The sequence below is a fragment of the Cytobacillus sp. ABV4_503 genome (assembly GCF_056158445.1).
Genome location: NZ_JBSWTH010000001.1, coordinates 4,919,995 through 4,942,122, shown reverse-complemented (window position 1 = coordinate 4,942,122; position 22,128 = coordinate 4,919,995). Strand labels below are relative to the sequence as shown.

Here is a 22,128-nt window from a genome sequence, read left to right as displayed (position 1 = left end):
TCGGTTGCTCCTTTTTCTTCTCTTTCTGTCCGAATGTGTCCCTTATTTCGGACTCGGTTGCTCCTTTTTCTTCTCTTTCTGTCCGAATGTGTCCCTTATTCGGACTCAGTTGCTCTTTTTTCTTCTCTTTCTGTCCGAATGTGTCCCTTATTCGGACTCGGTTGCTCCTTTTTCTTCTCTTTCTGTCCGAATGTGCCCCTTATTCGGACTCATCGAATCCCTTTTACACTGCTTTTTTTTCTAATACCAAGCAAACAGGGGCTGGACATAATTGCCAAGCCCCTGCAAGAATAGCTTCCCTCGAGCTTATTCTTCACCTGTCTTATCTTCATCTGCTGTTGTTTCTCTGCCTTCTTCATTTTCAGGAGTGCCTGCTTCCTGTTCTTCACCGCTGTTAATTTCTTCTTCCTGTCTTGGAGGAAGTATGGATGCGATAACCTCGTCTTCTTCATTATTGATTTCATAGCCTCGATTGGCCTTGATATCAGCAACTGTTAAGGTCTCATTCACCTGCAGATTCGTTACATCCACTTCAACGGAAGATGGAATATTATTTGGTGTCGCTGTCACAGAGACTTCATGCATGGATTGCTGCATAACGCCTCCATCTTTTACTCCTGCTGCATCTCCAGTCAAGACGACGCGTACATCTGCAGTCATTTCCTTATTCATATCCACCGCAAGAAAATCTGCATGTACAATTGCATTTTTAATCGGATTGGACTGGTAATCACCAAGCACCACTTCATGTTTGCTGCCATCTACATCTAATGAAAATACGCCGTTTCTACCTACTTCCTTGATCGTCTTTAGAAAATCGGCTTCGCTTAAGTAGATGGATTGGCTTTGCAGCTTTGAACCATACACAACTGCCGGAATATTACCTTCTTTTCGCAGTGAAGTTAAGTTGGAGTTGCGTGAACCTTTTCTTTCTTTTGCTTGCAATACAGCTGTCATAAATACGTCCCCTTCCTCATTTAGAAAAATTCATGTCTATATAAAAAAATGCCCTAAAATGAGGAAGTCTAAACGTTTTTGTTTTTTCAGGTTTATTGTTTTTAGAAAGAACGCAGACCAGGCTTGCTTTACAGCAAGCCTGGATGGATTATTAAATTGCCGATCAATCAAAAAGAGTGCTGACAGATTGCTCTTCATGAACTCGGATGATTGCTTCACCGATTAGCGGTGCTACGGAAAGTTCGACAATCTTGTCTGTTTTCTTCTCTTCTGAAAGTGTGATTGAGTTTGTTACAACCAATTCTTTAATTGTTGAGTTTTCAATTCTTTCGATGGCAGGTCCAGATAGAACCGGGTGTGTACAGCATGCATAGACTTCTGATGCACCGTTCTCGATCAGGGCATTTGCTGCTAATGTAATCGTTCCGGCAGTATCAATGATATCGTCGATTAAGATGGCAGTTTTTCCATCAATGTTACCTACAATGTTCATGACTTCAGCCACATTTGGCCTTGGACGGCGCTTGTCAATGATGGCAATCGGCGCTTTTAAGCGATCAGCCATTTTACGCGCACGTGTTACACCGCCGTGGTCTGGAGATACAATTACGATGTCGCTATCCATCATTTTGTTCTTAAAGTAATCAGAAAGGATTGGCACACCCATTAAATGATCGATAGGAATATCGAAGAATCCTTGAATTTGCGGCGCATGCAGGTCAAGTGTAATCACACGGGTTGCACCAGCAGTTTCCAAAAGGTTTGCTGCAAGCTTAGCTGTAATCGGCTCACGTGCTCTTGCTTTGCGGTCCTGGCGGGCATAGCCATAATAAGGCATTACGATGTTAATGGTCTTGGCAGATGCACGCTTAAGAGCATCGATCATGATCAAAAGCTCCATTAAATGCTCATTGACAGGAGAGCTAGTTGACTGGATCACATATACATCGCATCCGCGGATGCTTTCTTCAATGTTAATTTGGATTTCGCCGTCGCTGAAGCGCGTTACGGAACATTTACCAAGCTCCACACCAATCACATTGGCGATTTCTGCAGCTAGCTTGCGATTTGAATTTAAACTGAACACCTTTAAGTTTGGATCTAAATACTGGTTTGACATTTTGGGCCTCCATCGAATTATTTCGGTTTATTTCTTAATGTTTAATTTTTGCGTGTAGTTTTCCTTGTTCACCTGGCGTGCACGGGCAATGGAAAGGGCTTCTCCCGGCACATCTTCAGTAATTGTCGAGCCTGCTGCCACATATGCACCTTCCCCGATCGTTACCGGTGCCACGAGATTGGAGTTGCATCCAATGAATACACCGTCTTCGATTTTGGTCAGGTACTTATTTTTGCCGTCATAATTGACAGTGATTGAGCCGCAGCCCAGGTTAACATCCTTGCCTACTTCTGCGTCGCCAATATAGCTCAGGTGAGAGGCTTTGCTTCCTTTTCCGAAAACAGACTTCTTCACTTCAACAAAGTTGCCGATTTTCACTTCATCATGAATATCTGATTGCGGACGAATGTGAGCAAACGGCCCAATATTCACTTGTGAACCGATATGGCTGTCATGAGCTGCAGACTGGCGGATCACTGTGCCTTCTCCAATATGGCAATCAGAAATTTCCGTATTTGGTCCGATCACACACTCAGAACCAATGATGGTATTGCCGGAAATGATGGTTCCAGGATAAAGAACTGTATCAGAGCCAATTTTCACATCCGCTCCAATATATGTGTTTGACGGATCGATAATGGTCACGCCATTACGCATATGTTCTTCATTAATCCGCTGTTTCATGAAGGATTCTGCCTGCGATAAGGCTACCCGGTCATTGACACCCAGGGTTTCGCCAAAATCAGCCGTCTGGTAAGCTGTAACGACTTCCCCTTCATTTTTCAAGATCTCAATCACATCCGGCAGGTAGTATTCACCCTGCACATTATCATTTGTAACTTTGTTTAAGGCTTCAAACAAAGCCTTATTATCAAAACAATAGGTTCCAGTATTGATTTCTTTTATCTTTCGTTCTTCCTCGGAAGCATCTTTCTGTTCAACGATTTTTTCAACCATTCCCATGTCATTTCGGATCACGCGTCCATATCCGAATGGATTTTCCGCATGGGCTGTTAAAATAGTCGCTTTTGCAGAAAGCTCTTCATGATGCTTGAAAAGCGCTTCCATTGTTTCATGTTTGATGAGCGGTGTATCTCCGCATACTACGAGCGTCACGCCCTCTTTGCCTTCAAGCATATCGCGGGCCTGCATAACGGCATGAGCGGTGCCCAGCTGCTCCTCCTGAAGAGCATATTTGCTGCTTGAGCCAAGCTGCTGCTCTACCATTTCCGCTCCATGTCCAGTAATGGTGACAATTTCTTTTATGTTAAGCTTTGTAACTTGATCAACAACATGTTGAACCATCGGTTTGCCGCAAACAGGGTGAAGGACTTTGTAAAGCTTTGACTTCATTCTTGTCCCCTGGCCTGCGGCTAAAATGACCGCGTATCGATTAGACATTTACAGGCCTCCAATTTAACCTTTTTATCCATAACGAATATATCTTAAATGGGCTCTTATTTCAAGAAATGATGACAAAGTACATATATTTGTCATTACCATTAACGGTATTTTCTGAAGAAATGGTTTAATATTTTTACAGGAGGGGTAATAAACAAGATAGAAAAAAGCCCTAAGCACCGCCAATAACAGGGGGTCTCAGAGCTTGAATTTTCACAGCTAAAATAAAAAAGAGCCTTACTTATGTAGCAGGCCCTTGTTGATATATTTTCTTAGGAAGCACCGGCTTCTTCAAATTCCACTTCTAATTCACCTAAACGGTGGTACTCGGCTAATACAGCCTCCTGGATTTTACCGCGCGTTCCTGAATTGATCGGGTGCGCGATATCTCTAAACTCCCCATCCGGAGTACGTTTGCTCGGCATAGCTACAAATAAGCCATTATTCCCATCGATCACACGAATATCATGAACAACAAATTCATGATCCAGCGTAATAGATGCGATTGCCCTCATTCGTCCATCCGTGTTAACGCGGCGTAATCTTACGTCTGTCACTTCCATTCTGTTCACCACCTTTTCGAGAAGATATAATCCTAATTGTATAAATTCAACATATTTCCTGAATCTCCTTCTTAGATAAAAAATATTTTTTGAATATTTTGTTCAAAATAAAATATTCACTGCTAAAGCACTTTTCTGTATTAAAAAACGCCCGTTCACATGAACGAGCGAAAATAAACGCGGTTATTTATTTTACGAGGGCTACCACTTCAATTTCAACCAATGCATCCTTTGGCAGGCGTGCCACTTCCACACAGGAGCGCGCAGGCTTGTGTGTGCTGAAATATTCCCCATACACTTCATTGATGGCTGCAAACTCGTTCATGTCCTTGATAAATACCGTTGCCTTTACAACGGTATCTAATGACGCGCCCGCTTCTTCAAGCACTGCCTGCAGGTTTTTAAATACCTGATGCGTCTGTTCTTTTACATCACCATCAACCATAACACCTTCTGCCGTAAGCGGAATTTGCCCTGAGCTATAGAATAGGTTATTTACTGTAATTCCCTGAGAATATGGCCCAATTGCTGCCGGCGCGTGATTCGTTTGAATGACTTTCATGAATTCTCCCCCTAAAAAATATGATTATTTTTTAAAATAGTTGCCTTCACTTACATTGATTTTCTTTTCCCTCACGTCAACATCGGATAGACGCACAAGAGAAAGGTACTCGTCAACCAGCCGTTCTTCTGCTTTTTCTGCCTCGACCAGGACAGCAATGCCAGCGAGGTTTGCTTTGAATTCTTCCAGCATGCTGACCATGCCATTAACCGTTCCGCCTGCTTTCATAAAATCGTCAATGATTAAGACATTGGATCCCTCTGCCAGGCTTCTTTTTGAAAGAACCATGGTCTGAATCCTTTTGGCGGAACCTGACACATAGTTAATGCTTACCGTGGATCCTTCTGTCACCTTGCTGTCCCGTCTGACGATAACAACGGGCACATTGAGATAATTAGCTGCAGCATAAGCAAGGGGAATCCCTTTTGTAGCTACCGTCATGACCACATCAACAGGTTTATCTGCAAAGGCTGAGGCAAAGAGCCTTCCTGCACGCTGTACAATTAAAGGGTCTCCAAGAATGTCTGTCATATAAAGATAGCCGCCGGGAAGAAGCCTTTCCGGACTGGCAATTAAGCTGCAGAGCTCATCTACAAATGGCCGGGCTTCATCATCGGTTACTTTAACATGAAACTTTACGCCGCCTGCTGCTCCGGAAACGGTTTGCAGCGTGCCGATTCCTCTTTGCTCAAATGTTTCTTTGATGATTGTGAGATCTTCACTGATCGAAGACTTGGCAGAACCATACCTTTCTGAAAAGAAAGTTAAGGATACCAGCTGACGCGGATGGTTCAATAAATAATTGGTCATATCTATTAACCGTTCGCTTCTGCGAAATTTCATTGTGGAACCCCCATTTAAATCCGAATATTTTAACGATAATATACCATTAATATACGGATTTAATCAAGCTTATGTCTTTCTCCGAGCATTCTGACCGCAAAAACCTGGTCGCAAAAACCTCTAAGGCCATTATAAATCCGATGCATTCTTGAATCATGATGCACAAGCCCAAAGACGGTCGGTCCGCTGCCGCTCATCAGAACAGCATCCGCACCAAATCGTTTCATCTGTTCTTTTATCTGCAGCACCTCGGGATGCATATTTAGTGTTACATCCTCCAGAACATTCCCCATGTTCCGGCAGACATCATTGTAGCTGCCGGCATTAATCGCTTCGATCATTCCTGCAGTATTCGGATGCTGTACCTGCTCTACATCCAGTCTTCTATAAACGTCAGCAGTCGATACGCCAATGAACGGCTTAGCCAGTATGACCCAGCAGGTTGGAGGAGCAGGAAGCTCCTGAATCTTTTCTCCTCTTCCTGTAGCTAAAGCAGTTCCTCCGTATACACAAAAGGACACATCAGAACCGATTTCCGTCCCGATTTCGGCAAGCTCATCCAATGAAAGCCCCAAATCCCACAGCTTGTTAAGGCCTCTTAGAGCTGCGGCTGCATCACTGCTGCCTCCAGCAAGTCCCGCAGCAACCGGGATTGCTTTTTCTATTGTAATGGATACACCTTTTTTCACTTGAAACCGTTCCTTAAGAAGGTGTGCAGCCTGATATGCCAAATTTCGCTGATCATCCGGAACAAATCGGTTATGAGAGATTATCCTTATCTCGTCCTTATCTAAAAGTGTTAATTCCAGGCGGTCTGCCAAATCAATCGTTGTCATTATCATTTCCACTTCATGATAGCCATCTTCCCGTTTATGTAAAACATCTAATGACAAGTTGATCTTAGCAGGCGCCTTCACCATGACCTTCAACATTTCCACCTACTTCTTTCCTCTAAATCGGACTCCTGTCCAGCTCCATTAAGCGAAGCTCTTTGGCCTGCCGGCTCATTCTAAAGGGAATGCCATACATTCATTCAGTATTGACTTTATTTTAACCGGCAATAAGCGGCAGTATTGTGCTTTTCTTCTAGAGCGTCTCCATTTTTTGTCCTATTTTACCACAAATTAAACAGAAAAGCGCAATGGCTTGGAATATAAGGGTTAACACTATTTAATAAAAGGAAAAGCCGAAGCATAAGCTTCGGCTGACGCAGTGCATATTAATGCTTAAACATAATCTGTGCGAATGCTATTTGTTAAGAAGGTTCTGCTGTGCGATTTCAATAGCCCGCTTAACCATATTGCCGGCATCTTTGGCACGGATGCCGCCCCATCCTTCCTTTTGGACCACATCATAAAAGCCAAGCTCTTTCGCAATTTCTTCTTTTAAACCGTCTGACATAACGCCCCGTCTTCTGCCCAACATTAACATCCCCTTTCGCACTGCGGTATGTATAGTATGTGAAAGGGGCCTTTCATTCATGAAAAAAGGCAAACAAAAAGCAGTAAACAATTTGTTCACCGCCCGCTGTCATATATATTAGCTTAAAGCAACCTGTCCTGATGTGTCTTCATAGAATGTAATTTGAACCGTTTCTGTTAAAACATCTGCATAGCTGTAAGATACCCGTTCAAATGCATTTTCATCCTGATCTAACTCAATCACAAATACTGAAGGATACGTTTCTGCCAGAACCCCTGAGCGTTCAATGGTCTTTCTGCGCCCGCCATTTGCTTTTAGCAGGAGCCTTTTCCCAAGATTTGAATCAAGAGCTTTTTTAATATCTGATAATGTTTTTGCCATTCGGTCCACCTCACTATGTTAAGTATATCACACTGACACAATACTGTCAAACAAAAATATAAATTATAACAGTGTTTAAAAATAAATGTCAATATGTTTTGTTCTACTTTTTCTTCTAATTTTCAACAATTTTAGGATTACCTTAAATGGCAAAGATTATGTATGGTTTTTGAAAGCCTTATAAGACTGCACTTCATTACCTGGGAAATAGTCGAATAACATTGCGCGAAATTCCTCGAAAAAACTTAATAAATTCTTGTTTCCAGGGGAAAAGCATAAAAAAACAAGCCGCTATATAACGCAAACGGCCTGCTGATTAGGATTCGTTTAAATCATCGTCATTGTAAGGCATTCCTGTTCTCAGTACTCCCCGGGTTTCTATTCCTCCGAGCCCCTTTTCACCTGTTAATGTATTTCTTAAAATATCCCATAAATTGATTCTTTCCATAAATGGAGTAAGGCTGACTTTCGCAACAATGTATACAGGGTCAAGGGCATGGATATTCACCCTGGAAGGAGAACTGGCAAAGTTGGCACCCGCATGGATCAGCGACTCGAAATGGGACTGGCATGCTCCGGCAAAAATGACAAGCTGATCAAGGTGCGGTATTTTTTTGCGTGCTTCCCTCACTGTCTGTACAAACTCCCTGGAGTGCCTGTAAGCATTGATATCCGATTTTTTCCCCTTTGCCTTCGAATATGCATCATGACCTGTTACAACCAGAATATCAGGCCTGTAATGATCGATGAGCTGTCCGATTTTCATCGGCATTTCCTTTTCATTGCAATGGATTCCTGTTACGGGTATGCCTATTTTTTCATAGACACTTAAACATTTCTTTAAATAAGAAGGATCACCATCCAGGTGAAGCACCCTGCCTGGTATCTGAAAATAGTTAAGCGTCTTGCTGTAGCCGTCAGTCACCTCATACTCCTGCTTCTCCCTCAATAGAGCGAGGTCCTGCCTGAAAAGCTGGAAGGACTGTTCCTCAAGCGACCTATACTCCTGCTCAAGCTTCATCCTCTGCGCCTGGTTAATGACGATTAAATCCTCACAGGGAGCATCCGCAACTAGACGAATATCCTCTCCGAATAATACGGCCATTTTTTTGCCGCCCTGTTCTTTAATATCAATCACGCGGAATAAAATATCACAGTGATAAGAAATTCTTCCGACGATATCCATCGTATTTACAGTCAATGTCGTCACTCCAATTGCCCGAGGGTAAACACGGGCTGCTTCTGATCTATTGTTTGTGATTTATTATTTATGTCATAAATTATGCATTCGTCTATAAACATGTGCGTAGAATTAGAAAAGCGGAAGCGCCTTGCCGGCTCCCGACTTCACGAGGGGGCAGCATTCATCTTAAAAGCTATGCTATAGCCGTGCAATGATAAGGCTGACGAGGAGTTCCTTGTGGTGCTGGCCAGTTATTGCCGTTCATAATTTGAGGCAAAAAAAAAGGCCCGCTGTTTTCAGCAGGGCTTCATTTTTTACGAAAAATGCGGCAGCAGGGCATCGCTCAATCGGGCAAATTCTTCGATGGATAGAGTTTCCCCTCTTCTGCCAGGCTCGACATTGGCTTGTTCAAGAGCGGAGAGAATCTGTTCCTTCTTTTGTTTTCCTCCAGGAAGCTGGCTTGTTAAATTATTCAGCAGAGTCTTGCGTCTTTGTGCAAAGCTTGCTTTTGTCACCTGGAAAAAGAAGGATTCGCTTTTCACCGTCACTGCAGGCTCTTTGCGCTTCGTCAGTTTAATGACGGCTGAATCCACATTCGGCTGCGGAACAAAGACCGTCTTCGGCACGATCATGGCCGTTTCAGCCTCTGTATAGTACTGGACAGCAATGGAGAGTGAGCCGTACTCTTTCGTCCCAGGACGGGCTGAAATTCTGTCTGCTACCTCTTTCTGGAGCATACAGACGATTCCCCTGATCGGAAGCTTGTCCTCGAGCAGTTTCATGATAATCGGTGTTGTAACATAATACGGAAGGTTGGCGACAACCATAATATCATCAAAGCCCTCAAACTCCCGTTCAATCGCTGTCTTAACATCTGCCTTCAATACATCTTCATTGATGATGGATACATGGGAATATGGCGATAAAGTTTCCTCTAAAATAGGGAGCAGCCGCTGGTCAATTTCAAAAGCAAGCACCTTTTTGCTTCTCCGGGCCAGCTGTTCAGTCAATGCCCCAATTCCAGGTCCTATTTCAATGGCGCCCGACTCTTCCTTTAAATCTGCATGATCGACAATTCTTCGGAGAATATTCGTATCGATCAAGAAGTTCTGTCCCAGGCTTTTCTTAAAAGAAAATCCGTATTTATCCAAAATCGCCCGTGTTCTGGCTGGCGTTGCAATATCTTTATGCATTTTGTTCCTCCTTGCGAATAGCTTCGATTGCCTCAGCAAAATCTTTCTGGCTGATCTGAAACATCATTAAGCGCTTATGAAGCTGCTTGCCGTTTGTGTAGCCGATTTTGAGAAGTCTGCCAAGCTTTTCTCTTCTTTCCTTGGCGCCTTCTCCGCCAATCAGGCCTGCGGTTACCAGGTCTTCCTGGGTAATGGTTTCTTCATATGTTTCCTGCATAACCTGGGCGTCCTTTAATGCCTGGCGGATCATTTCAGGCGATGCGTGCTCAACGCCCACTCCTCTGCCATGCTTTTGGAGGGCATCCGCTTTTTCTATAAAGGCATGCTTGCATCCGGGTACATCATTGGTGATCGTATTCCGGATTTTTTGGCCAGGAAAATCCGGGTCTGTGAATACGATTACCCCTCTAGTTTTCTGGGCAAGCTTTATTTTTTCAATGGTTTCCTGATTTATGGCAGATCCATTGGTTTCAATTGTATCGGCATCCAGGGCTCTTTTGATCGCCGCTGTATCATCCTTGCCTTCAACAACGATAATTTCTTTGATTTTCATACTTCCTCCATGAAAAATAAAATATAAAAAAAATGAAAAAAAATTGAAACATTTCTGTAATGTAATTCGTCTAAATAGATGTAAGAAGAATATAGTAATAAAGAATAGTTCTTATTATATATGATGCAGCTGAGAAATGAAAAATGTTAATTATTAACCTTCTCTGCAAGGAAATAAAAAATGCAGGGAAAGCCCCTGCATCAATAAAAATTAATTCAATATTTTAATCTTTACGGTCTTTCTTCCCCATTTGTAAGCTTCTGATTTGGAGGAGAAGAATACATCGATTTTGTTGCCTTTAATAGCACCGCCTGTATCTGCTGCAACGGCATAGCCATAACCTTCAACATAGACCTTCGTTCCAAGTGGAATGACACTTGGATCAACAGCTATTACCTTAGCACCCGGATTGGCACGCAGATCCAAGCCAGTAGCAGTTCTGCCTGAGCATCCGCTGCAATTGGCCGTATAGGCTGTTGATGATACATATATTTCTTTTCCGCTAGCCTTGCTGCTTGTTCCGCGGGAAACCACCTGTGTTGCTGCAGCCACCTTTGTTCCGACAGCTACTACCTTATCCTGCTTTTCTTTCACTTGCTTTTCACTGATCAGCTTTCTGGAAACTTCTTTGCCATTCTCCAGGACGACTTCAAATTCTTTCGTCTTTAGGCCTTCTTTTCCAGCATTCATCACCTTTTCAGTGCCTTTAGCCAAGCTATTATCCTTCTTTGTCACAACTGCGAAATTAATTGGTTCTTCCACTACATCGGTGACTTTTTCAACTCGAATGACTTTTATGATGTCATCGGCTTTGACTGTCTCTTCCAACTTTGGTTCAACACGGTCTAAATCATTAATCTTGATTCCCTGCTGTGATAAAAAGTCAGCGACCGTAGTCGAAGTTGACCAAACCTGCTTCTCTTTGCCGCCATGATTAAGCGTTAAAGCGAATGCTTTCTCTACTTGAATTTCAAGGTTGCTTTTAATTTTATCCTCTGGCTTTGGCTGAACCTTATCATGTTCAGTCAGAGTAATATTCTGTTCTTTTAAAACGTCTCCGACCGTCTTTGCAGCCGTCCAAATCGTTTTCTTCTCGTTATCTGTTACAACGTTCACCTGTTTAGCCGGTTCATAGACAATTTCTGTATTGTCCTTAACCTCTGTGTTTACCGAGGGAAACACATAATCTTCTGAGCGAAGTGAAATATCTAGATCATCGAATATATCTTGAATCGTTGATGCATGCGTTTTGATGACTTTCTCTTGGCCATCTATCGTCAGTGCTACTGTTTTCTTTGTCGTTTCATATGCAATGAAACCGCAGGCAGCAGCAAAGACTACTAAACTAGCAGAAAAAATGGCCAATTTCTTTTTACTCAAAGACTTGGATAACAGGTTTTTCATGTTTTGAATCACGATGAAAAACGCCTCCTTTTCTCTCGGAGTGATTATATAGAGTATCTTGCCGACTGTCAACTCTTTCAATTTTCCAGCTTCCGAAAGGCTGGTGAATGCAGGCATTGGGCTATGATTGCCTGAATCCATAGAACTGCACTCTATCTCTATGTATGAAAGACAGCTCCTCTCTATGCATGCCTTCTTGCAAATGCCCCGTTTTCGATGATGCTTGCCTTGGATTTATACTTTTCCACACTCATCTGAAAAATCCTTCTTTTTTTGATTTAGGGATTTTTACGTCTTTTTGGTAATCCCTTATTTTCTGCCGATCAGGCGTTCAGCAAGCGGGAGCACTTCCGGAAGTACCTCAAGTTTTCAGACTGCCGGTTCTCTATCTGTCACGCTCCTCAACTTGCAGCAAACGCCTTCCGCTCGATCGGCAGGGGTGCTGGAACAGCACTTTTTCGAACTTTCTAGCTTCCGCTTTTCTAGTAAATGGCAAGCCCTCTCGTAAACGTATTTCCTATTATGCAAAAAAAACAGGATAAAGGAAAGAGAGACTTATCGACATGGTTATCCTATGAGAAGAAAGAGACATGTAGAACTTTTTAGAATCAGAAAAAATTTGGACAAGCTCCCACAGGTTTCGACAAAAAGAGATATCAGTTTATGCCGAATAATTTTTTTGCATTTTCTGTGGTTGCTTGTGCAACTTCTTCTACCGAAAGTCCTTTTATTTCTGCAATCTGTTCTGCAACTAGCTTGACATAACTAGGTTCATTCCGTTTTCCTCTGAATGGATGAGGAGTAAGATAGGGACAGTCTGTTTCAATCAATAGCTTTTCAAGCGGAATAACATCGGCTACTTCTTTTGGCTTTTTTGCATTTTTGAATGTCACCGGACCTCCAAGTGAAATAAAAAAGTTCATATCCACACACTCTTTGGCAATTTCAGGGCTGCCGCTAAAGCAATGCATGATGCCTCCTACTTCTCCCGCTCCTTCTTCCTTAAGGATTTCGACTATATCGGCTGTCGCATCACGGTTATGGATAACGATGGGAAGCTTAACTTTTTTCGCAAGACGAATCTGCTTTCGGAAGACTTCTTGCTGAATATCCTTTGGAGACTTGTCCCAATAATAATCCAGGCCCATTTCTCCCAGTGCAACCACTTTTGGATGGCTGGAAAGCTCTTCAATCCACTGAAGATCATCCTCTGTCATATCGATGGCATCAACCGGATGCCATCCTACACTTGCGTAGATGAAATCGTATTTCTCAGTCAGCTCCATCGCTTTCTCAATAGTTGGACGGTCAAACCCAACGACCACAATGTTGGAAATTCCTTCATCAAGGGCCCTGTCAATCACCTCTTGTAAATCCTCGTTATATTGTTCGGCATTAAGGTGTGCGTGTGTGTCGAAAAACATCAAAAAACTCCTTTTTCTCCATATTATTTTTCTATTACTATTATGTCAGTCATGTAACAAAAATAATGTGATAACAAAATGGTTCGAATTAAATAAAATCACCTAAAATTACTTTTTAAGAATATTTTTTTCCAAAAATAAAAAACATAGAAATGCCCACGGTATACGCTTAACACTTCTATGTTTTTATTTTAAACAGGAGAAATAAATAATATTATTTTACCCTTGCACCCAATGGAAGGGATTCAGCGATTGTGGCAAGTGAAAGTTCTCCGTCTTTTCCTCCTGCTAAAATCATTCCTTCTGAAAGCTCACCGCGAAGTTTAACAGGCTTTAAATTTGTGACGCAGATGACTTTTCTGCCGACCAGGTCTTCCGGTTTATAGTATTTGGCAATCCCGGAAACGACCTGGCGCTTTTCATAGCCAAGATCAAGCTGTAACTTTAAGAGCTTATCAGCTTTTTTCACCGGTTCAGCCTGAATGACCTGAGCCACTCTTAAATCGACCTTCATAAAGTCATCGATTGTGATTTCCTCACTATCCGGCTTTTCCTCTGCTTTTGCTTCCACTTTAGGAGCAGATCCCTGCATTTTGGTTTTAATGAACTCGACTTCTTCATTAATATCCAGGCGAGGGAAAATCGGTTCTCCCTTTAATACCTTTGTGCCTTCAGGAATCAGGCCGAATGTTTCAAGGCTTTCCCAGGATGTTAATGCTTCTTCGTTTATATTCAGCTGTGAGAATACTTCTTTTGGCGTACGTGTCAGGAATGGCTGCAGAAGCACTGCGATTCTGCGCAGGGATTCCGCCAGATGAGCCATTACACTCGCAAGTTCTTCTCTTTTCTCTTCCTCTTTGGCAAGAGCCCAAGGCTGCGTTTCATCTATATATTTATTCGTTCTGCTGACAAGCTGCCAAACTGCAGATAGGGCAACAGAGAACTCCATTTTTTCCATAGCTTCCTCATATTTGGAAACCGTCTCACGGTTCATTTGCAGCAGCTGCTGGTCAAACTCTCCGTCTGAATCTTTATATGCCGGAATGACACCGTCAAAATATTTATTAACCATCGCAATCGTCCGGTTTAAAAGGTTTCCTAAATCATTGGCAAGATCAAAGTTGATTCTTTCCACAAAACCTTCTGGCGTAAACACTCCGTCTGCGCCGAATGGCACTTCGCGAAGCAGGTAATAGCGAAGAGCATCAAGACCATATCGGTCGATAAGGGTAACAGGATCCACTACATTTCCTTTTGATTTGGACATTTTTCCGTCCTTCATCAAAAGCCAGCCATGAGCAAACACTTTTTTAGGAAGAGGCAGATCCAATGCCATCAGCATGATTGGCCAGTAAATTGTATGGAAGCGCACAATTTCCTTCCCTACCAGGTGTACATCGGCAGGCCAATAGTTCAGATACTTGGAATCATCATCTGTTCCATAGCCAAGCGCTGTGATGTAATTTGATAGTGCGTCGATCCATACATAAACAACATGCTTTGGATTATTCGGCACTTTCACTCCCCAGTCAAAAGTGGTCCTGGATACCGCCAAATCCTCGAGACCCGGTTTAATGAAGTTATTGATCATCTCATTCTTACGGGATTCAGGCTGTATGAAAGATGGGTTTTCTTCATAATACTGCAGAAGCCTGTCAGCGTACTTGCTTACCTTAAAGAAATAGGATTCTTCTTTAACTTTATGAACGGGACGTCCGCAGTCAGGGCAGTTTCCATCTACAAGTTGCCGTTCTGTGTAATAAGACTCACATGGTGTACAGTACCAGCCTTCATATTCGCCAAGATAAATGTCACCCTGTTCTACAAGCTGAGCGAAGATTTTTTCTACGATCTGCTTATGTCTGTCCTGAGTAGTACGGATAAAGTCATCATAGGAAATATCGAGCTTCTTCCAGAGATCCTGGATGCCGGCGACAATTTCATCTACGTACTGCTGCGGTGTTACCCCTTTTTCTTCTGCCTTCTCCTGAATCTTCTGTCCATGTTCATCCGTACCTGTCAGGTACATAACGTCAAAGCCGCGCATGCGCTTGTAGCGTGCCATTGCATCTCCGGCAACAGTTGTATAGGCATGCCCTATATGTAAATTTCCGCTAGGATAATAAATTGGAGTGGTTAAATAAAACGTCTTTAATTTGTCCTCCACAAGATTCCCTCCCTCATTTTTTAAGAAAGCATGGGGTGCATATATATATGCAGCTATGCTTTTGTCTGACTCATAATGGATACTAAGAAAAGCGCAAGCGCCTTGGTCACGATGGAACGCAGACTAAAAACTCCACGTCCTGTGGCAACGTCTGCATGACCCCCATCCTGGGGGCCTCAAGCACAAGACGAGCCTCACGGAAAGGTGTTCTTTACCTTTTTGGGAGGCTTGGCTTGTGACCTCGAGGGGGTAGGCGCTGGAGCTAGACAGTTATCGAAGTTCAAAGTTATACTTTCTTATCTCTGTAAAAAAATCCCGCCCAATTTGGACGAGAGTATTAATCAGAAAATCGTGCCGTTTTGGGCCTGCTAAATCAATATTTTACAAGAAGTTATATTCGTCAGCATAACCTCTTATACCATCAAAATATACCTAAAAACTTGAAATTGTGCAACCAATAGGCAGAAAGGGATGGCAGGATTTTTCTTAAATTAAATTTTTTTATTTACTAACCCTAAAAAAGGAAATTAACTTTCGAATATTATTATAGTAAAAGTATAAATATTGTAGAATTTTGTCGAAATGTCGAAAAGAGTCATATTACTAATTTTTGTTTGGTTCTTCCTCCTTTCTATATTAAACCTTCTTAATTTCTTAAAAAACGTTGTTATATCAACCCTTCAACTTATATCCTAAAATTTTCTATTTTAATTCAAAATAAAGTAATTGACGTATATGGGAATGGCTGGTATTATAAATGTAATAAAGATTTTGTCGAATAATGACGAAACAACATAGATAGAGAAAAATATTATTGGAGATTTGAGAGGAGACTTTTATTATGAAATCCACAGGTATTGTTCGTAAAGTTGATGAGCTTGGCCGCGTAGTTATCCCTATTGAATTAAGACGTACACTTGGAATTGCTGAAAAGGACGCTTTGGAAATCTACGTTGATGACGAAAGAATCATCCTTAAAAAGTACAAGCCAAACATGACTTGCCAAGTTACTGGGGAAGTATCTGATGAAAATATCTCATTAGCAAACGGCAAATTAATTCTAAGCCGTGACGGTGCAGAACAGCTGTTAAAAGAAATTCAAAACACTTTTGAATTAGCAAAATAATAATGAAGAAAAGCTTCTCACGCGTGTGAGAAGCTTTTTTACTAGCTGCCTTATTCCTCAATATGATAAGCATGATAAACATCCCGCTTATTTATTCCCCGGTCTTTTGCCGTTTGCTTAATGGCTTCTTTGCTCGATAGTCCAGTTTCTTCTATATAATGTCTAACATGATCTTCAACCGAAAGATTCTCCCACCAAGCTGTTTCTTCATCCTGCACAGCCTCGGAAGTTCCTTCAATAATAATCACAAATTCTCCTCTTACCTCTCCATTTGAGGCCCATTCCATTGCTTCTGCTACAGTTCCCCGGATAAATTCTTCATATTTCTTCGTCAGTTCGCGGCATAACACGATATTCCTGTTCCCCATAATATCCGACATCAGCGAGAGGGTTTCCTTCAGGCGGTGGGGAGCTTCATATAAGATGATGGTTGCGTTCAGCTTCGAGAGATTTTCCAGCTCCTGTTTCTTCAGTTTCTTCTGCCTGTTCAGGAAACCGTAGAAATAAAAGGGCTGTGTATCAATGCCGGAAGCAATCAGGCCGGTCAGGGCAGCATTCGCACCAGGAAGGGGCACCACTGTCAGCTTTTCTTCAGCAGCCGCCACTACAAGATCAAAGCCCGGGTCTGAAATCGCAGGCATTCCTGCATCACTGACAAGGGCAATCTTTGCGCCATTGGCCACTTTGTCAAGCAGCTTCTGCCCGCTTGCCTCCTTATTATGTTCGTGATAGCTGATAATGGGTGTTGCAATATCAAAATGATTACAGAGCTTCTTCGTATTGCGCGTATCCTCCGCCGCAATAAAGTCAGCTTCCTTCAGAATCCTAACTGCTCTGAAACTCATATCTTCCAGATTGCCGATCGGAGTCGGGACTAAATAAAGGATTCCTTTTGTTTCTTCGTGTTCAAAGCTTTTTTGCTGCCACATATGTACCACCAGCCTCTTTCATTAAAAACTCTTCTTTCTTTTTCCGGGGCCATTGCTTAAATTCATATTCGGCTCTCATCGCTTCGCCCTTTTCAGAAAAGGATCGAAAGAAGACCAGGTCCACCGGCCCTCTGCCTCTTGTATACTTCGCCCCTTTTCCTTCATTATGGGCCTTCACCCGTTTTTCAAGATCATTGGTATAGCCCGCGTACAAGCTGCCATCACGGCAATGGAGAACGTAAAAATAATGGCTATTCTCCATATAAAATCTCTCTCATTTCAGATGTGTATTCATTTTCTTCATTATATACAAATAAAGGAGGCAGGATTTTCAGGTCCGGATTTCCGTTTTTGACCGCCTCAATCAGCAGGGTATTCGCTTCTTTTCCGGCCTTCGGATAGACGAATTGCACCCTTTTCGGCTCAAGCTTATACTTGCGCATCAGCGTGACAATATCCAGGAACCTGCCCGGCCTGTGCACAAATGCCACCTTGCCTCCCTGTCTCGCCAGCCCGCTTGACGCTTTAATCGCGTCCTCCAGTGTACAGAGAATTTCATGGCGGGCAATCGCCAAATGTTCATTCTCATTGATTTCCTCCCGGGAAGGTGTAGGAAAATAGGGCGGGTTGCAGGTCACAACATCAAATTTTCCATAACCTAAAACCTGATGTATTTCTTTAATATCTCCGTGAATCATCTTAATCCGCTCTTGAAGCTTATTGTATTCAATGCTTCTGACCGCCATATCATGCAAACGTTCCTGAATTTCTACGCCTGTAATGGCCCCCTTTGTTCTTGTGCTTAAAAAAAGCGGTATCACGCCATTTCCGCTGCACAAATCAATGAGATTGCCTTTTTGAATCGGCACATATACAAACCGGGCCAGCAGGACAGCATCCAGTGAAAAAGAAAAAACGGCCGGGCTTTGAATAATTCTCATATCTTCAGCCAGCAAATAGTCCAGACGTTCCCCTTCTTTTAAAAAATCCATTCTTGATCCTCCATGCTTCTCTGATTCTTTGCTTCTATGGAAAAATAGCCTTCCCATCATCAGGAAGGCTAAAATTTACTTCTTATTCAGGAAAGACAAGCAAAACAGACAGTCTCCCTCTTTTCGAGGGCTGCCGAAATGGAGATTGCAAATATGAAACCCTTCCTGATAAAGGCGGGCAAGGTTATCATAGCCCTCTCCAATATCAATTACCTTATCATCATCGGCAGACTGCTCTGATTTGCCTTTTTTCGCCGATGTGCTTTCCTTTTCCGCAGATATGTCTAAATGGCGTCTTAAATGTTCATTTTCCAGCTTCAAAGAGTTATTCTCTTCAAGTATTTCTGCCAAATGCTGCTTTAACTCACCAAGCTGCTGATATAACTCTCCAATTTGGGTTTCCATATTACTCACTGAGTCAAAGATTTCTTTTTTATCCACGACTTCCACCTCTTAATCTGTGGACTGAACTGATACAGCACCTTGTTTTAAAATTTCATCCAGTGTATATTCGAGGACTCGCTCCGCTTCTTTCACATCAACCTGCAGAACACGCTCCAATATATTCAAGCCTACCACTTTTCCAGCTCCATCAGGGGTCTGAATCCATTCCCCAAGGTCCGGAAGCTGTTCCTTTGCTGCTTCGTACTCATCATTTTCATACTTCAGGCAGCACATTAAGCGTCCGCACAATCCTGATATTTTCGTTGGGTTCAACGATAGATTCTGGTCCTTTGCCATTTTGATGGATACAGGATCAAAATCACCAAGGAAAGTGGAGCAGCAGAGCATTCTTCCGCATGGGCCAATTCCGCCCAGCATTTTTGCTTCATCCCTCACACCAATCTGGCGAAGTTCTATCCTTGTCCGGAAGATGGCTGCGAGGTCTTTGACAAGCTCGCGGAAATCAACCCGGCCATCAGCCGTAAAGTAGAAAATGACCTTATTTCGGTCAAATGTATATTCAACATCGACCAGCTTCATATCAAGCTGATGTGTATGGACCTTTTCACAGCAGACCTCATATGCTTCCTTGGCCGCCTGCTTGTTCTCCTCGACAATCATGCGATCCTTTTGATCTGCAATACGAAGAACCTTTTTTAATGGGAGGACAACATCATGTTCATCGACCTGCTTCGGGGCAATTACCACTTTTCCGTATTCTACGCCTCGGACAGTTTCGACAATGACAAAGTCATCCTTTTGTATTGAGAGATCTCCGGGATCAAAATAATAAATCTTGCCCGCTTTTTTAAAGCGCACTCCTACTACATCATACAAAGGAAGATCCCTCCTGCAATTTTAACACAAGCTGTTCCATCAACAGCTGCGGATTCATATTTGCCTGTAATTTTCTTTTGGCTTCCAAAACAGCCGTCATCTGTTCCGTCAGACGCTTTGTAGAAGATTGCAGTGCAAACTGCTCTAAACGATTTCGTTCGTTCAGATGGACAACCTGGTCTTGTTTCCCAAGCTGAATATATAGTAAATCTTTAAAAATAAGAAGTAATAGATCCAAGCCGCGATCAATCTGCTCTTTTTCTTTAAAGTGCAAGAACCAATCCTCCTGCAGGGCAACCATCGCCTCAAGCGGATTCTTCTTCACCACTTCATATAATTTTAACACTATTTTTTGTGCTTGTACAAACCAATCATCAGAACTATATTGCAAAGCCTCATCCAAATTATTGGTAATTTGTGCAAATAATGGTGCCTGGGCAGGATCCACTCCATTATTTTTTAATTGCTGAATCATTTCTGCAGGAGATAATGGTTTAAAAGAAATGGTCTGGCAGCGGGATAGAATAGTAGGAAGCATCTGCTGCGACTGCTCGGTAATAAGCACAGCGGTCGTCTCTGCATGGGGTTCCTCCAGGAATTTAAGCAAACTGTTGGCAGCGTTAACTGTCATTCTATCAGCATGTACAATCACATAAAGCTTGCGTTTAGATTCCACCCCGGTCTTTGAAAACTCTTCCTGCAGGCTTTGAATCTGACTTTTTTTGATAGAAAGCCCGTCCGGCTCAAGGATATGAACATCAGGGTGATTGCCGCTGTTGATCCTCTTACAGTTTGAACATGTTTCACATGGAACATACCCATCAAGCGGCTCAAGACAGAATCGGCTTTTCGCCAAAAGCATGCTTGCTTCCCGCTTTCCCGTTCCTTTCATCCCTTCAAATAAGTAGGCGTGGGCCAGCCGATCCTTCTCTATGCTATTTTTAAACATTTTCAATACAACTGGCTGTATGACCTCCAGCTGTTCCCACGTTTTTCCCACAATGATCACTCACTTACATATATATATTTATTAAAAGTCCCTTAATCTCGCCGACTTTCCCCAGTATATCGATAGATGATTCTTCTTTTTTCATTAGTTCATCCGTCAGCTCTGACAGCTTTTCATCAACCGTTTCTACTACTTTCAGAGACCGGCCCTGTCCATGCTGGTTCCAGCTGTGCGATTGCTTCAGCTCCATCCCAAAGTCAACGGCTTCCTTCACAAACCGCTTCACAAGCGTTTTAAATTTGGCTAAATCCTTAAAGGTTCTGGAGCGCGCCAGCCGTTCTCCAGCGGCATCTATATCCTTCAACAGACCCTGAAGCTGAGAAGCCTGCATTTTCTGGTCCTGCTTCTGTACCATTTCAGAAAATTTAACGCCGCTTCCGGCCGCCTGCTTCTGCTCATTGCGGACATTTTCCATCTTGAGCCGAAGTTCCTGATTAATTTTCATACCTAATCCTCCGCAAAGGGTCTTAAGCTCCCTTTGAATGTATTAAAAATGGTGGAATTGTTCAACCGGCAGGACAAATACCGTCGCACCGCCAACTTCGACTTCTACAGGGTAAGGCACATAAGAATCCGCATTTCCGCCCATTGGCGATACAGGTGCTACCAGCTGATCTCTAGCTCTGCAATTTTCTTTAATTATCTGCAGGGCTCTCTCCACACGGATATCCTCTGTCCCAATCATGAACGTTGTATTGCCTGATTTCAAGAATCCGCCCGTGCTGGCCAATTTTGTCGCACGAAAATTATTGTCAACCAACGCATTCATTAGCTTATTGCTGTCCTGATCCTGAATGACTGCCAGAATTAATTTCATAAGCCCATCCCCTTTACAAGTTTTTGATCCGTTTTATCTTACTTTTATTATATCAATTATTTTATCTTCAAGCAGAAATTAAGGGAATACCGGAAAAATTATTTTGAAAACTGGCCAGCAAGTTTATTAAAAAAGCCTTAAAGAGATATAATCTTTAAGGCGAATTTTTATATTAGTTCTTTCAGCTTGCGCTCCGCCTGCTGATACACTTCCTCCACTGGCCTCGATGCATCGATTTTAGTGATGCGCTCCGGGTAAAGCTCCATTAGCTTCAAATAGCCTTCCCGCACTTTGTGGTGAAAGTCGAGCTTTTCCAGGTCCAGGCGGTTCACTTCCCGGCCTTTATGCTGATTGATTCGGTCCAGCCCATCCTCCGGTTCAATATCAAAATACAGCGTCAGTTCAGGCATCATGCCTTCAATGGCAAAGCTGTTTATAGAGTATACTTCATCAATGCCGAGGCCCCTTGCATAGCCCTGATAAGCAAGTGAACTATCAATAAACCGATCACATAATATGATGAATCCCTTATCCATCGCTGGCTTTACTTTTTCAGCCAGGTGCTGCCTTCTGGCTGCAGCATATAGCAGTGCCTCTGTTCTTGGATCCATCTTTGTATTATTTTTATCAAGTATGACACTTCTGATCTGCTCTGCAATCTCAATTCCGCCAGGCTCTCTTGTCTGAAGAACCTGATAGCCTTCCTTTGCCAGATTGCTTGCCAGCATATCAATAATCGTTGTTTTTCCGGCACCCTCAGGTCCTTCGACCGTAATAAACTTACCTTTTTTCATTTTACTT

General features: G+C 42.6%; 25 protein-coding genes. 1 reads left to right on the top strand and 24 read right to left on the bottom strand.

Going from position 1 to position 22,128, the window contains the following annotated elements:
• Positions 1–306: 306 nt before the first annotated feature.
• The 15 genes from ACXAD1_RS24645 to metG form a co-directional block, all read right to left on the bottom strand.
• Positions 307–957, bottom strand: coding sequence for a 50S ribosomal protein L25/general stress protein Ctc (locus tag ACXAD1_RS24645; protein ID WP_206845872.1), 651 nt, complete (start codon positions 955–957; stop codon positions 307–309).
• Between the two features lie 163 nt (positions 958–1,120).
• Positions 1,121–2,077: a ribose-phosphate diphosphokinase gene (locus ACXAD1_RS24640; protein ID WP_206845873.1), complete on the bottom strand. Its 957-nt coding sequence runs from the start codon at positions 2,075–2,077 to the stop codon at positions 1,121–1,123.
• A gap of 27 nt (positions 2,078–2,104) precedes the next feature.
• Complete coding sequence (glmU, locus tag ACXAD1_RS24635; RefSeq protein ID WP_206845874.1) at positions 2,105–3,478, bottom strand: bifunctional UDP-N-acetylglucosamine diphosphorylase/glucosamine-1-phosphate N-acetyltransferase GlmU; 1,374 nt, start codon at positions 3,476–3,478, stop codon at positions 2,105–2,107.
• Between the two features lie 272 nt (positions 3,479–3,750).
• Positions 3,751–4,041 carry a septation regulator SpoVG gene (gene spoVG, locus ACXAD1_RS24630; protein WP_009336662.1) on the bottom strand — a complete coding sequence of 97 codons (291 nt, stop codon included), beginning with the start codon at positions 4,039–4,041 and terminating at the stop codon, positions 3,751–3,753.
• Positions 4,042–4,228: 187 nt separating this feature from the next.
• Positions 4,229–4,603: a 2-iminobutanoate/2-iminopropanoate deaminase gene (gene ridA / locus ACXAD1_RS24625; protein ID WP_206845875.1), complete on the bottom strand. Its 375-nt coding sequence runs from the start codon at positions 4,601–4,603 to the stop codon at positions 4,229–4,231.
• Between the two features lie 24 nt (positions 4,604–4,627).
• The gene (purR, locus tag ACXAD1_RS24620) at positions 4,628–5,446 is read right to left on the bottom strand and encodes a pur operon repressor (RefSeq protein ID WP_009336664.1); all 819 of its coding nucleotides are present in this window, start codon (positions 5,444–5,446) and stop codon (positions 4,628–4,630) included.
• Positions 5,447–5,505: 59 nt separating this feature from the next.
• The gene (gene ispE / locus ACXAD1_RS24615) at positions 5,506–6,375 is read right to left on the bottom strand and encodes a 4-(cytidine 5'-diphospho)-2-C-methyl-D-erythritol kinase (RefSeq protein WP_206845903.1); all 870 of its coding nucleotides are present in this window, start codon (positions 6,373–6,375) and stop codon (positions 5,506–5,508) included.
• A gap of 319 nt (positions 6,376–6,694) precedes the next feature.
• Positions 6,695–6,868 carry a small, acid-soluble spore protein, alpha/beta type gene (locus ACXAD1_RS24610; RefSeq protein ID WP_026041722.1) on the bottom strand — a complete coding sequence of 58 codons (174 nt, stop codon included), beginning with the start codon at positions 6,866–6,868 and terminating at the stop codon, positions 6,695–6,697.
• Positions 6,869–6,985: 117 nt separating this feature from the next.
• Positions 6,986–7,249, bottom strand: a complete 264-nt coding sequence (gene veg / locus ACXAD1_RS24605) for a biofilm formation stimulator Veg (protein WP_009336667.1) — start codon at positions 7,247–7,249, stop codon at positions 6,986–6,988.
• A gap of 316 nt (positions 7,250–7,565) precedes the next feature.
• On the bottom strand, positions 7,566–8,450 hold the full coding sequence (yabG, locus tag ACXAD1_RS24600) for a sporulation peptidase YabG (RefSeq protein WP_280516137.1): 885 nt from the start codon (positions 8,448–8,450) through the stop codon (positions 7,566–7,568).
• Positions 8,451–8,746: 296 nt separating this feature from the next.
• Entirely contained in the window at positions 8,747–9,625 is an 879-nt protein-coding gene (rsmA, locus tag ACXAD1_RS24595) for a 16S rRNA (adenine(1518)-N(6)/adenine(1519)-N(6))-dimethyltransferase RsmA (protein WP_370223852.1), read from the bottom strand.
• The gene (gene rnmV, locus ACXAD1_RS24590; RefSeq protein ID WP_206845877.1) at positions 9,618–10,178 is read right to left on the bottom strand and encodes a ribonuclease M5; all 561 of its coding nucleotides are present in this window, start codon (positions 10,176–10,178) and stop codon (positions 9,618–9,620) included. Before rnmV ends, rsmA begins: the two co-directional genes overlap by 8 nt.
• 210 nt (positions 10,179–10,388) lie before the next feature.
• Complete coding sequence (locus ACXAD1_RS24585; protein WP_206845906.1) at positions 10,389–11,582, bottom strand: G5 and 3D domain-containing protein; 1,194 nt, start codon at positions 11,580–11,582, stop codon at positions 10,389–10,391.
• Between the two features lie 656 nt (positions 11,583–12,238).
• Positions 12,239–13,006 (bottom strand): TatD family hydrolase, encoded by a 768-nt coding sequence (locus ACXAD1_RS24580; RefSeq protein WP_206845878.1) that lies wholly within the window; start codon positions 13,004–13,006, stop codon positions 12,239–12,241.
• 214 nt (positions 13,007–13,220) lie between these two features.
• A complete protein-coding gene (gene metG, locus ACXAD1_RS24575; RefSeq protein ID WP_206845880.1) occupies positions 13,221–15,173 on the bottom strand; it encodes a methionine--tRNA ligase in 1,953 nt (650 codons plus the stop codon).
• 841 nt (positions 15,174–16,014) lie between these two features.
• Here metG and ACXAD1_RS24570 point away from each other — a divergent pair.
• On the top strand, positions 16,015–16,299 hold the full coding sequence (locus ACXAD1_RS24570) for an AbrB/MazE/SpoVT family DNA-binding domain-containing protein (protein ID WP_009336674.1): 285 nt from the start codon (positions 16,015–16,017) through the stop codon (positions 16,297–16,299).
• A 50-nt stretch (positions 16,300–16,349) separates the two neighbouring features.
• On the opposite strand, the gene rsmI is transcribed toward ACXAD1_RS24570, so the two are convergent.
• The 9 genes from rsmI to tmk all read right to left on the bottom strand — a co-directional run bounded on the left by rsmI (position 16,350) and on the right by tmk (position 22,121).
• Positions 16,350–17,228 (bottom strand): 16S rRNA (cytidine(1402)-2'-O)-methyltransferase, encoded by an 879-nt coding sequence (gene rsmI, locus ACXAD1_RS24565; RefSeq protein WP_206845882.1) that lies wholly within the window; start codon positions 17,226–17,228, stop codon positions 16,350–16,352.
• Positions 17,206–17,490: a GIY-YIG nuclease family protein gene (locus ACXAD1_RS24560; RefSeq protein ID WP_206845883.1), complete on the bottom strand. Its 285-nt coding sequence runs from the start codon at positions 17,488–17,490 to the stop codon at positions 17,206–17,208. The genes rsmI and ACXAD1_RS24560 overlap by 23 nt, the downstream gene beginning before the upstream one ends.
• A complete protein-coding gene (locus ACXAD1_RS24555; RefSeq protein WP_370223857.1) occupies positions 17,480–18,220 on the bottom strand; it encodes a tRNA1(Val) (adenine(37)-N6)-methyltransferase in 741 nt (246 codons plus the stop codon). The genes ACXAD1_RS24560 and ACXAD1_RS24555 overlap by 11 nt, the downstream gene beginning before the upstream one ends.
• A 75-nt stretch (positions 18,221–18,295) precedes the next feature.
• Positions 18,296–18,661, bottom strand: coding sequence for a DNA replication initiation control protein YabA (gene yabA, locus ACXAD1_RS24550; protein WP_474911251.1), 366 nt, complete (start codon positions 18,659–18,661; stop codon positions 18,296–18,298).
• Between the two features lie 12 nt (positions 18,662–18,673).
• Positions 18,674–19,501 (bottom strand): PSP1 domain-containing protein, encoded by an 828-nt coding sequence (locus ACXAD1_RS24545; RefSeq protein ID WP_009336679.1) that lies wholly within the window; start codon positions 19,499–19,501, stop codon positions 18,674–18,676.
• Positions 19,494–20,501: a DNA polymerase III subunit delta' gene (gene holB / locus ACXAD1_RS24540; RefSeq protein WP_474911250.1), complete on the bottom strand. Its 1,008-nt coding sequence runs from the start codon at positions 20,499–20,501 to the stop codon at positions 19,494–19,496. The genes ACXAD1_RS24545 and holB overlap by 8 nt, the downstream gene beginning before the upstream one ends.
• A 13-nt stretch (positions 20,502–20,514) precedes the next feature.
• The gene (locus ACXAD1_RS24535; protein ID WP_206845886.1) at positions 20,515–20,955 is read right to left on the bottom strand and encodes a YaaR family protein; all 441 of its coding nucleotides are present in this window, start codon (positions 20,953–20,955) and stop codon (positions 20,515–20,517) included.
• 42 nt (positions 20,956–20,997) lie between these two features.
• The gene (locus ACXAD1_RS24530) at positions 20,998–21,327 is read right to left on the bottom strand and encodes a cyclic-di-AMP receptor (protein WP_009336682.1); all 330 of its coding nucleotides are present in this window, start codon (positions 21,325–21,327) and stop codon (positions 20,998–21,000) included.
• 167 nt (positions 21,328–21,494) lie between these two features.
• Complete coding sequence (gene tmk / locus ACXAD1_RS24525; RefSeq protein ID WP_474911249.1) at positions 21,495–22,121, bottom strand: dTMP kinase; 627 nt, start codon at positions 22,119–22,121, stop codon at positions 21,495–21,497.
• Positions 22,122–22,128 lie beyond the last annotated feature (7 nt).